The 10,557-nt window shown below is 53.8% G+C and carries 11 protein-coding genes and 2 pseudogenes; 7 read left to right on the plus strand and 6 right to left on the minus strand.

Going from position 1 to position 10,557, the window contains the following annotated elements; translation table 11 throughout:
- Positions 1-23 precede the first annotated feature (23 nt).
- Positions 24-1,037 (minus strand): annotated as a pseudogene (locus HCU66_RS27585) (methyl-accepting chemotaxis protein); the annotation flags it as partial.
- A 275-nt stretch (positions 1,038-1,312) separates the two neighbouring features.
- Here HCU66_RS27585 and pmrG point away from each other — a divergent pair.
- From pmrG to HCU66_RS20505, 7 genes and pseudogenes are all read left to right on the plus strand, one after another.
- Positions 1,313-1,984, plus strand: coding sequence for a lipopolysaccharide core heptose(II)-phosphate phosphatase PmrG (gene pmrG, locus HCU66_RS20475; protein ID WP_205890293.1), 672 nt, complete (start codon positions 1,313-1,315; stop codon positions 1,982-1,984).
- 34 nt (positions 1,985-2,018) lie between these two features.
- Positions 2,019-2,870 (plus strand): phosphatase PAP2 family protein, encoded by an 852-nt coding sequence (locus tag HCU66_RS20480; RefSeq protein ID WP_205890294.1) that lies wholly within the window; start codon positions 2,019-2,021, stop codon positions 2,868-2,870.
- A gap of 76 nt (positions 2,871-2,946) precedes the next feature.
- A complete protein-coding gene (locus HCU66_RS20485; protein ID WP_205890295.1) occupies positions 2,947-3,471 on the plus strand; it encodes a GNAT family N-acetyltransferase in 525 nt (174 codons plus the stop codon).
- A 284-nt stretch (positions 3,472-3,755) separates the two neighbouring features.
- The gene (locus tag HCU66_RS20490) at positions 3,756-4,004 is read left to right on the plus strand and encodes a helix-turn-helix transcriptional regulator (protein ID WP_205890296.1); all 249 of its coding nucleotides are present in this window, start codon (positions 3,756-3,758) and stop codon (positions 4,002-4,004) included.
- Positions 4,005-5,270: pseudogene (locus HCU66_RS20495) on the plus strand (type II toxin-antitoxin system HipA family toxin).
- Between the two features lie 125 nt (positions 5,271-5,395).
- Complete coding sequence (abiEi, locus tag HCU66_RS20500) at positions 5,396-5,935, plus strand: type IV toxin-antitoxin system AbiEi family antitoxin (protein ID WP_277397072.1); 540 nt, start codon at positions 5,396-5,398, stop codon at positions 5,933-5,935.
- The gene (locus HCU66_RS20505) at positions 5,922-6,824 is read left to right on the plus strand and encodes a nucleotidyl transferase AbiEii/AbiGii toxin family protein (RefSeq protein ID WP_205890298.1); all 903 of its coding nucleotides are present in this window, start codon (positions 5,922-5,924) and stop codon (positions 6,822-6,824) included. The genes abiEi and HCU66_RS20505 overlap by 14 nt, the downstream gene beginning before the upstream one ends.
- Before the next feature lie 121 nt (positions 6,825-6,945).
- Here the strand turns inward: HCU66_RS20505 and HCU66_RS20510 are convergent, their stop codons facing one another.
- The 5 genes from HCU66_RS20510 to HCU66_RS20530 form a co-directional block, all read right to left on the minus strand.
- Positions 6,946-7,314 (minus strand): DUF6124 family protein, encoded by a 369-nt coding sequence (locus HCU66_RS20510; protein WP_205890299.1) that lies wholly within the window; start codon positions 7,312-7,314, stop codon positions 6,946-6,948.
- 416 nt (positions 7,315-7,730) lie between these two features.
- Positions 7,731-7,988 (minus strand): hypothetical protein, encoded by a 258-nt coding sequence (locus HCU66_RS20515; RefSeq protein WP_205890300.1) that lies wholly within the window; start codon positions 7,986-7,988, stop codon positions 7,731-7,733.
- Between the two features lie 35 nt (positions 7,989-8,023).
- Positions 8,024-8,392, minus strand: coding sequence for a DUF6124 family protein (locus HCU66_RS20520; protein WP_205890301.1), 369 nt, complete (start codon positions 8,390-8,392; stop codon positions 8,024-8,026).
- 596 nt (positions 8,393-8,988) lie between these two features.
- Positions 8,989-9,255 (minus strand): hypothetical protein, encoded by a 267-nt coding sequence (locus HCU66_RS20525; protein ID WP_205890302.1) that lies wholly within the window; start codon positions 9,253-9,255, stop codon positions 8,989-8,991.
- Between the two features lie 10 nt (positions 9,256-9,265).
- Positions 9,266-9,823: a zeta toxin family protein gene (locus HCU66_RS20530; protein ID WP_205890303.1), complete on the minus strand. Its 558-nt coding sequence runs from the start codon at positions 9,821-9,823 to the stop codon at positions 9,266-9,268.
- Positions 9,824-10,557 lie beyond the last annotated feature (734 nt).

The raw sequence follows: 10,557 nt of genomic DNA on the forward strand, positions 1-10,557 counted from the left end.
AACACGCCGAGTTCGTCGCGGCGGGTCACCTTGATGTCCTGAGACAGGTCGCCACCGGCGATGCGCTCGATCACGGCCAGGGTATCGCGCAGTGGACCCGTGATCTGACGGGTGATGATCACGGCGGCAATGATGCCCACCAGCAACGCCAGCAAGGTGCTGATCAGTTGCAGCATGCGGGCCCGGGCACTTTCGGCGTCACGGCGGTCGAGCTGGATCTGATACAGCTGATCGCTGAGGCTCACGATAGTGGCGCCCTGGTCGGTCATTTCCTTGCGCGCCTGTACCGCATCGGTATTGGCGGCTTTATACGCTTGCAAGGCGCTGCGGTAATTGCTCAGGGCGGTTTCCAGTTGATGCAGAGCGTCTTGCTGGGTCTCGGCGAAATACACGTTGAGCTGTTTCAGGCTGGCGATGGCCGTGTCCAGTTGGGCGACGGCTTTTTGCTCGGTCTCGGCGTTGGTGCTGGCGGTGTAGCCACGCACTTCGTAGCGGGCCAGCATGAACGCTTCCTTGGCGGCGGTGATGGCCTGGAACTGTTCGAAACGCTGATCGCTCAAGGGCATTTGCTTCACGCGGGTGTTGATCGCGTCGATCAGTTTGCTGGCGGTTTCGGCGTTGGCGCCCATGGTGTCGCGGGCGCTGTTGCCGGTGCGGTAGGCGCTGCGCATTTTGTTCAGCGATAGCTGGTAAGCGTTGATGGTCGCGTTCTGCTCTTTGAGCAGCTTGAGGTTTTCCGGGCTCTTGAAGCTCGATAGCAGCGATTGTTGCTGCGCGACGAAGCCGTCGAGGGTGGTTTGCACATTCTGCGCGGCGGTTTCGTCGCCGTTGGTCAGCATGTACTGCAGGCGAACCACGCGCAGCTTGGTCAGGCCGGCGTTGAGCGCAGTGATGTCGCTCATCCAGTTGCTGCGGTCAATCAACCCGCCCAGACTCGTCCAGCCGGTCAGGGCGAGGACGCAGGTCAGTGCCAGGACCAGGCCGAATCCCAGGCCCAGTTTCAGGTTCACGCTGATGTTACCGAACCAGCTATTCATCAGATTCCTCCAGGAACGTTGCGCTTTAGATCGTCGGTTGGCTGGAAGATTTTTGTTTTTAGGAGCCAGCAAGGTGTGTAGCAGGTCTATATCGGCAGCGATCGCGTGAGCTGAAAGGATTTTGTTGTACCGATTCTGTAACAAGATTTTTGGGGGCTCTTAAATTGGGCGGCTCTTAAGCTTTTTTTCACATGGGTTTCACCGGCCGCCGACGCAAGGCTCTCTACCCTTGCGGCTTCGAATGATTGTGATGTGTGCTGTCGAGGCGGCTTGATGTGGAATTGAGACTGAGTCTGTTCGGGATAAAACGCTCGCTCGATCTGAGCCGTCTGGCCCGTTATCGAAACGCTGCAGTCATCATGGCGTCGGCGCTGTTGGTTATTCCGCTGACCGTGTGGCTGTTGCGGCCTGCAGCGGTGCCGGACCTGGCCCATGGCAATACGGCAGGTGCCCGGGCGTTGGTGGTCGGCTGGGCCAAGGGCGACATGATTGTGCTGGTGCGCCATGTTGAACGCTGCGATCACTCCACCGCAGCCTGCCTGATCGGCAATGATGGCATTACGGCTCGCTCGCGCGGCGTGGCGGTGAGTGTCGGCGCGCAGTTTGAACATCTGGGCCTGAACAAGGCCGACATCTACAACAGTCCGATCATCCGTGCGGCGCAAACCTCGAGTTACATGTTCAACAAGGTCGGCGTCGGCGAAGACTGGTTGATCAACTGCCGGGGCAGCATGCTGCGCGATGCCCTTGCGCATAAAGTGGCCGGGCGCAATCTGATTCTGGTGACTCACAGCGAGTGCATGGCGCAACTGGAAAAAGACCTCAAGTTGCCGACCGCTACCCTCGGCTATGGCGCCTCTTTATTTGTCTTGGCCGAAAAGCCTCAGGCACCTCGCATGCTCGGCTCCATCGAAGCCTCTGACTGGCATTCCTTGAGCACCGAATGAGCTTCACCATCATCCCCCTGAATCCGGACGTACGATGCTGACTTCTTCCCGTTACCGCTTTTACTGGGTGAACTTCGGTATTCCACTGGCCTGTGCGGTCGTGGTGTTCCTGATGTTTGACCTGACTAAAATCGACATCGCCTTCAGCGATCTTTTTTATGATCCGGCTACCCGAGTGTTTCCATTGGAGCATGTCCACCTGTTCGAACAGATCACCCATAAATGGGCGCGGATCATCCCTAACTGGACCGGTGAGGTTGCGATCATCGGTGCCTTGCTGTCGTTTCTCTGGCCGCGACTGAAGGCTGAAAAGCATTCGACGATCATCGCGTTCCTGGAAAAAATCAAAGTTGCCCCAGTGCTTCGGTTCGCCACGAAACACCGTCGGGACTTCCTTTACGTGGTGTTCGCGTTTTCCATCAGCACCGGTGTTATTCACTACCTCAAGGGCCATACCAGCGTGTATTGCCCGGTCGAAACGACGCAGTACGCCGGGAAAATCGAACACAAGGAGTGGTACCAGAATTTCGACCTGCTGAAAGTCGCCGGTGACGGCCGCTGCTGGCCGGGTGGACATGCGTCGGGCGGCTTCACGATGCTCGCGCTGTATTTTGTGGCTCGCCGCTACCGCTGGCGGTACGCCAAAGCGGTGATGTACGGCTCGCTGCTGCTCGGTTTCGTCTATGGCACGACACGGGTTCTGCAGGGCTGGCACTACATGTCCCACACCTTCTGGGCCGGGATCTTTGTGTGGCTGGCGTGTTTGCTGACGGCATTGGCGTTCTATGGGCGGGCGCGGCTGGAACTGCAGGTGCTGCAAAAGACTGCGCTACCGGTGGTTGAGCCGTTTGCTGGTTCACCCTCCAATGCGGATTTCGGCCGGTAGATACGTCTGAGTAGCAGCGTCCTTCCTGGCGCTGTTACTGTCTGACGTCACGGAGTTTGAATTCAAGGAAGATGCAATGGAGCTTGCGCTGACGGTTGGCACTCACACATTGAGATTAAGCGCCCCCGACCCCGAATGGTGTAATGCGCTACAACATGCGCTTAACGCCAGTTTTACCGCCCATTGCCAATTTCTGCCCTGGGCCAAACCCTATACCACCGAGGACGAGGCCCGATCGTTCCTCGCGCGGGCGGTCGATGAATTCAATAGCGAAACGGATGAGCGGCGGCTATTTATCGTCGACGATGCCGCGCACGCGATCATCGGCTGCATTGGCTTGAAACCCCGGCGCCGCAACCGGTATGTCGTCGGCTACTGGGTCAATACCGAGTATTCGGGCAAAGGCTACATGCGCACGGCGCTCAAAGAACTGATCAAAAGCCTGCCCGGTTTCACGTTTTACCTGACCATCGACTCGGCCAATGTAGCGAGCCAACGGCTGGCCGGAGCGGCCGGGTTTGGTTTGATCAGAAGGTGTTATCAGATGCCTTGTTTGCAGCCGCATGAACAGCAGGATACGTATTTGTATCGGTTGAAATGATTGTGGGAGCGGTCACTTGAACTGACCGCTAACCAAATCGCAGACAAAAAAAGCCCGCGGGAGGCGGGCAAACCGTAGTTTCTTGAATGAGCGAGGGCAATGTACAGCTTGGAGAGAGGTGGTGGGGTGAAGAAAAATTCATGTGGATGGCGTGTCCGGTAGCTCAGTTGTTTAAGGCAAATGGATCCGCCGCCTATCGGCCTCTGAGTGAAGGAATACCCTGGAGTCGCGTATTAATGTTATGTATACGGTACATTTAAATGAAAATGTCACGGTAACGGAACATGGATTATTCTTTGTTGATCCACCGCTTGGGTAAGCAAATACACGAGAAGCGTATGAATCGTGGCCTGACGCAAGCAAATCTTGCCGAACTCGCCGGGCTGACTCGGCAGAAAGTCATCGCTGTGGAGAAGGGCACTCTTTCTGTGAGCATGAGTGCTTATGCGCGGGTGTTAGGTGCTCTGGATTGCGAATTTGCCGTCATTCCGGCAGCCATGCCGACCCTGGAAGAACTTGGTGAGCTGTTCTAAATGAAAATGACCTCGCTCAAAGTCAGTACCCCCGAAGGGAGTAGCGGCCGGGTCCTCACCAGCGCGGAGGATTTCATTTTCCGCTATGACGAAGATGCTTTGCCCAATATGGCAATCAGCTTGACGATGCCCGTTCGCCCCGAAGAATTTCGTCGACGAGACCTGCACCCTATCTTTCAGATGAACTTGCCGGAAGGCTATGTGCTGGAGTCATTCGCTGGCACAACGGTTGGAGCTCGACGATGAACAGGTCGTCTGGATCGACCATGAGAACCGTCGCANATACGTAATCGTCTGGCTAAAACCGTAAACGTTGATCCCATGCTGTTACTCGCTCTGTCCGGTAGCAGTTCACCTATCGGCAGGGTTCAGGTGCACTCGGAGACGGTCGATGCCCTGTTGGGGGAGAAGACATTTTCAGGAGAAAAGCTTGAAGAAATTCTGACGTGGGACGGCACGGAAGATATCTTTGCAGACCTGCTTGATCGCTACATTCTGCGTGCAGGTATTTCAGGTGTTCAACCGAAAGTCCTGGTGCCGGAGCAGCCGGAGTCACAACCACGAGTCACCTCGAAAACGTCTGACTTGATCATCAAAAGTGGTCGAGACGAGTTTCCAGGTCTGGCGATCAACGAGTTCCTTTGCATGTCCATTGCCAAGGAGGCGGGCATCCCCGTTCCGGAGTTTTTTCTCTCCGACAATGCCAAGTTATTTGTGATGCGTCGCTTTGATCGAGACGACCAACTCAATCCACTTGGCTTCGAGGACATGGCGGCACTGATGGGGCTTTCAGCCGATCAGAAGTACAGCAAAAGCTATGCAGCAATCGCCAAGGCGATTCGCCTCTTCTGCCCTGTGCAGCATCTGCGATCCTCCCTTGATCAACTCTTCGATAGCGTGGCGCTGAGCTGCATCGTCGGAAATGGCGACGCTCATCTGAAGAATTTTGGTTTACTGTACTCGGAACCTACGCAACGCGATGCGCGCCTGGCGCCGGCTTATGACATCGTCAATACCACGGCTTATATCCCGGAGGATGTATTGGCACTGGATCTGGCAGGCAACAAGTCAATATTTGCCTCGCGACAAGGTCTGCTGGAGTTTGCGCAGACGTGTGAAGTCACCCATCCGAAGGCGCGTATACAGACGCTGCTGACTGCGTTGGAGGTGGTGTTGGAGCGTTATCCCCAGCATCGAGAACAGGCACCTCATGTGGTCAGCGCTATCCAAAAAGCGGCGGCGCCGTTTGCACTGACGTTTGGGTAGCGATCCATTTTCGCGGGCTCGACGATAATTCGTTGCTTATGAAACACACTCCACAGTAAGTTACACAAAGTGAAACCTTCTGTAGAGTCATGAGCATGCTCTCACACTCAAAATCCACCCAGCCAATGGGGCGCCTCCTCCGGAAACTGACCCAGTTGGCCAGTGAAGAGCGCTATCTGTTCACCCCGGACGATCTCAGGGCGTTGGTGCCCGACATTTCTGAAGGCGCCTACAAAACCTTGTTGAGTCGTGCGGCTTCGGAAGGTCATCTGGCTCGAGTGTGCCGAGGGCTTTACCTGTTTGAAGCGGCCATGCCGTCCAACGGACTCGTGCTGTTTCATGCCGCCGCCAGGCTGCGTGCCATGCAGTTCAACTACATCAGCCTAGAAACAGTCTTGAGTGATTGTGGTGTCATCTCGCAGATCCCCATCAACTGGATCACGTTGATGTCTTCCGGGCGCAGCAGCACCTTTTCATGCGGACGTTGGGGCACCATCGAATTCGTGCACACCCGCCAGAAACCTCAGGACCTGGTTGGTCAGCTCCACTACGACGCACGTTGCCGCCTATGGCGCGCAACACCGCAACAGGCATTGCGAGACATGAAGGCAGCGAAACGAAATATGGACTTGATCGATTGGAGCGTTGCCAATGAGTTTGTTTGATGAATTGGTAGATGAGGCACTAAAAAACAAGCAGGATCTGGCGCCATTGCGGGTCGTGGTAGAAAAGGAATTGCTGCACCACGACATCATGTTGGCGCTAAGTTCTGCTGGCATGCTCGCCAAACTGACCTTTATTGACGGTACCTGTTTGCGTGCTTGCTACGGTTCTAACCGTTTGAGTGAGGACCTGGATTTTACCGGTGGCGCAGATTTCAATCGCGAAAGCCTGACCGAACTTGCCCATGTATTGGTCACCACACTAAAAACCAAATATGGCCTTGAGGTTGAAGTCGGTGAGCCTGTTCGTGAGGAAGGTAATGTCGACACCTGGAAACTGAAGGTTCAAACCAGACCTGGGCGCAAAGACCTGCCGGCACAGCGCATTAACATTGACGTGTGCTCCATCCCAAGCTATCAGCCACAGCCCATGCAGTTGCTTAACCCTTATGGTGTCGAAATGGGTACAAGCGGTCTGATCTTACAGGCTGAAACACGCGAAGAAATCTATGCGGACAAGATCGTAGCGTTTGCTCTGCGCCCTAACCGAATCAAGAACCGTGATCTCTGGGATATGGTTTGGCTGCGTCAACAAGGCGTAACACCGCAACTGGATCTGATTGCGAAAAAACTGGCTGATCATCACTGCGAACAGAACGAGTTCTTGAGACTATTCAAGGAGCGTTCAATGCTGCTCGACACTGATCCGAAAGTCGTCATCGAATTTCGCAAGGAAATGAGTCGGTTCCTGCCGGGTGAGTTGGTCAATCAAACCGTTAATGAACCGGCGTTCTGGACGTTTTTGGTTGGGCATATACGTGGCTTGTATGTGACGACGGAGAAAGCGCTGAGCGGCGATGAGACCATTCAGGACTTAGGCTTCAAGATGTAGCAACGAAGGACAATCGACGGCGTCAACAAAAATGGGCGACCTCAATGAGGCCGCCCATTTTGCTTTTCTACGCCGAAATCCGCGTCTGTAGTCGTCGCTGGATCAACGAGCGCGTGATCGCTCAGTGAAAGACGGGAGGCTCGCCTGCGGCCACCGACGCGTTCGGATCGAGGTTATCCCGCGCACGGTTGACCAAAAGTTCGGTCAGCATCGTCAACTGCTGAAGCGCCAGTGCCACATTGCGCTGTGGGCCTTCGAGCCGGTCGGCAAAGTCCATGGTCATGACGTTGAGGGAAGCCAGGGTTTCGCTGGCATGAGTGAGCAGGGTGGGCATGTCGACGTCGGGGCGGACGCTGAAGATGTTCCTGTTCACGTTGCGCCGGCGGGCGCTGACGGCGCGCTCGGTGGCTTTGGGAAGTTGAGTTGGTTCGAGGGTTTCAGGCTGTGAAGTGGTCGGGTTTTTAAGTGGGATTCGGGTGATCTTTTTCATAAGGGCGTTCCATTGGTTTAGGGATCCTTACGTAATTTCGGCTTGTTAAAACCATCCGCAGGGTTGCAGCGAAGGGTGAAGACTATCTGCCGCGAATGTTGTTCACCAGTTCATGGCGGTCGCTACGGGTTGCGGGAAATTTCCCAGGGTGACGTGGTTCAGGTCCGACAGAGAAACCCTTTTCCACGCTAGAGCGAAAGCGTGTTTGCTACGCGTCCATTGAGTCGACAGAAAGTTACAGATTATGAAACCTACTGTTGAGTCATCGGCTGTTGCATTGTTTCGTATGCGTAACATTCAGCTCCGGATGTCACGTATTCGGAACATCGCTATCCACTCAATCCAAAAAAGGCACCGGCGATATTCTCGTCAGGTGCCTTTTTTTGTTGGGGTAGCGGCAATGTATGCCGGGTTCGTTATAACGCCGAAACCTGCATCTGCAACCGCCGCCCCACCACATCCAGCAAATCGCAGCCATCGCGCAACGAAGTCACCAACACCCGCGCCAGCTCGCTGTGAACGCCTTCACTTACGGCGAAGCTCTCCAGCAATTGAGTCGCGGTGCGGATGCGGTAGGCCGCCGTTTCATGCAGTACGTCCAGCGGCGCTTCGGTGTCGATCAGCAGCGACGCGATGGTGCAGTCGATGCCGGTGATCGGCATGTATCGATCCATGACAAAACCTCCATTCGATCAACGAGCGCGATTGCTCAGTGGCAGACGGGCGCAACCGCCGGCGTGGGCGAGTCGAGGTTATCCAGCGCTCGATTAATCAACATCTCGGCCAGCACGGCCAGTTGCTGCATCGCCAATGCCACGTTGCGATGCGAGCCTTCGAGCTGGTCGGCCAGGTCGGTGGTCATGACGTTCATTGAGGCCAGGGTTTCGCTGGCGTGAGCGAGCAGGGTGGGTGTGTCGACGTCGGGGAGAATGGTGAACACATGGCTTACGGGATCGGGCTGTTTCGGGTTGCGCAAGCGGGCGCTGACGGCGCGTTGGGTGGCTTGGGAGAGTTGGGGCAGGTCGAGGTCTTCCGACTCTGAAAGTGTTGGGTTTCCAAGTGGATTGGTCTTTTTCATGGAGGAACTCCGAAAGGTTAGGGATCCCTACGCTTTTCGGCCTGTCAAAACCGTCCGCTGGCTTGCAGCGAAGACGGAAGGCTATCTTCTCGGATCGTTACTCGCCAGTTCATGAGGTTCGCCACAACTTGAGGGAAATTTCCTAGGACGGAGCGGGTGCCAGCCAGAATTGTTTTGGAAGGAGGTTCTGGATTTGTCGTGGCGTTTGAGGGGGTGACGCTGGGCTAGCTGCCGATGGGTGCCTGGACGCCAAACCCCAGATGCAACAAAGCCCGCACTTGGCGGGCTTCGTCAGCTTGGATTGGTGGAGCCGGGGGGAATTGAACCCCCTGCCGAAGGCTCTAGATCAATAGTTTCAGGGGGTATGTTGCCCAAAGTTGCCAGACTATTTAGCTGTCTTAAGACATGTTGTGACTGTCTGGTCACGCAGCCCGTGCTACATCCCACCTACAAGGTCACCTATGTTAATTGTCTGGTGAATAATAGGTGATCGTTCGGTCAATAAATTGACTTTGCTAGCTCACTTCATGGCGCCGGGGAGTTCCGTCCAAAGCTTGGAATGCGAGGTGTTGAGGCACTAGACTGGCAGCCTTTTCTCACAAGCTAACAGTTTTGTATTTCTTATATTTTTTCTTAAGATCATCAATCGACTTATTCTCAAGTGAGGCCATTGCCCCCAGAACCTCCATGTCATCTCGTTTTGCAATGATTGCAGTGTATGCCGATCCAGATTTTAGAAGTGATATTTTATGCAGCTTAATTTCTAGTCTGGGAGAGCGTGAGCCTTTAGTTTCAGTTAAGAAATGCCTAATGTCGTCCAGCCTGCTTTTTTTCTTTAGCTTGCTCTTAGTACTCTTACTCATGGTAGTTATCTCATGTGTACAATTGGGCAGGGTTTTTTTCTGTGGCTTCAATTATTTTTGTTGGGTTGTTCTCTGTGCATACAGAACCTGTTGATGCCCATTCGGTATCTTTGTACATGTAGTAATAGCTCAGTATGGGGTCGTTGCTATATCCATCAAATATTAAAGATATTGGTACGTATCTTGTAGTTGTATCGAATCTTTGTAGTGCTCTCTTGGTGGCGCAGAGTCTGTCAGCTTTTACCAGTGTTAGATGGACTTTGTACCCGAATTGTATGAGGAGGTCCCTTAGGTGTCTTATTGAACCCGCTTTTGCACCAATTTTGGGGATGACCATGTTTATGTCTTCAGAAATGCAATAACCAATTACGTTGGGTTCGTCGATATATATTGCATCTTTAATTCCAAAGGTTACAAGTGCTGATTCTTCATGGACTAGTGCTGCGCCGTACTCGTCCTTGAATTCTGGGAATTTTCGTTTTGCAAGGTCTGAGTCTACAATGTATGCACCGTACTCGTCGGCTATCCTATTGGATATTGATGACTTTCCGGATGCNAATGTATGCACCGTACTCGTCGGCTATCCTATTGGATATTGATGACTTTCCGGATGCAGGCAGCCCAATCAAGATGAAGGCTTGTTTTTCTTTGAGTATATTAATTCCTTCTGGAGGGGCAGCTCCACCATGTCCTTTTGCTACATCATCATCGTTAGCTGGACGCTTAAGACTAACTAGCTCTTCAAAAATTTCTTGTCTAAGGGCGACCCTGTCGGCATCTCGAGAGTAGCTTGGGTGTCGATAGTTTGTTCTTCTTAGTGTGTCTTGAGAGGCCATTTTGGCTAGCAGTACTTCTGCTTTTGTTACTTTTACTGCTAGATCGCCGGTTGCAGGGCAGTCTTTATAACCTAATACTCTCTTTAAGAAGTCTGCGGTCAGTTCGTTGTCAGACAGCGGTCTCGCAAAAATCGCGCTCATTGCCTCTCCTTTGTTTGCGGATGCCCCGCAGGCTTCCCTTGGCGGAGTATTTTGTTTGGCCTGCTGTATTTAGATAGCTTTGATTATTGATTCTGTCCACTACCGTTTGTAAGCGTTTGCGACCCTTCGGGCCAGTTCGTACCTAGGTTCGGAGTGAGGTGCAGAATTAGCAGACCCCCATCGCGGTAAGCTTCGCTCCTACGGGGCGTTTTTTCCAAACCCTGAATGCAACAAAGCCCGCAATTAGCGGGCATTGTCGTCTCGGACTGGTGGGCCTGGGGATTTGAGCCCTCGATCGAAGCTCTGGCTCGCGGCAATGGTTATC

This window comes from Pseudomonas frederiksbergensis (assembly GCF_017114915.1).
Lineage (GTDB): Bacteria > Pseudomonadota > Gammaproteobacteria > Pseudomonadales > Pseudomonadaceae > Aquipseudomonas > Aquipseudomonas frederiksbergensis_I.

Excerpts from the sequence above, each read along its gene's own strand:
- HCU66_RS20480 (WP_205890294.1), top strand. The coding sequence starts at position 2,019 with ATGCTGACTTCTTCCCGTTACCGCTTTTACTGGGTGAACTTCGGTATT.
- HCU66_RS20485 (WP_205890295.1), top strand. The coding sequence starts at position 2,947 with ATGGAGCTTGCGCTGACGGTTGGCACTCACACATTGAGATTAAGCGCC.
- HCU66_RS20490 (WP_205890296.1), top strand. The coding sequence starts at position 3,756 with ATGGATTATTCTTTGTTGATCCACCGCTTGGGTAAGCAAATACACGAG.
- abiEi (WP_277397072.1), top strand. The coding sequence starts at position 5,396 with ATGGGGCGCCTCCTCCGGAAACTGACCCAGTTGGCCAGTGAAGAGCGC.
- HCU66_RS20505 (WP_205890298.1), top strand. The coding sequence starts at position 5,922 with ATGAGTTTGTTTGATGAATTGGTAGATGAGGCACTAAAAAACAAGCAG.
- HCU66_RS20510 (WP_205890299.1), bottom strand. The coding sequence starts at position 7,314 with ATGAAAAAGATCACCCGAATCCCACTTAAAAACCCGACCACTTCACAG.
- HCU66_RS20515 (WP_205890300.1), bottom strand. The coding sequence starts at position 7,988 with ATGGATCGATACATGCCGATCACCGGCATCGACTGCACCATCGCGTCG.
- HCU66_RS20520 (WP_205890301.1), bottom strand. The coding sequence starts at position 8,392 with ATGAAAAAGACCAATCCACTTGGAAACCCAACACTTTCAGAGTCGGAA.
- HCU66_RS20525 (WP_205890302.1), bottom strand. The coding sequence starts at position 9,255 with ATGAGTAAGAGTACTAAGAGCAAGCTAAAGAAAAAAAGCAGGCTGGAC.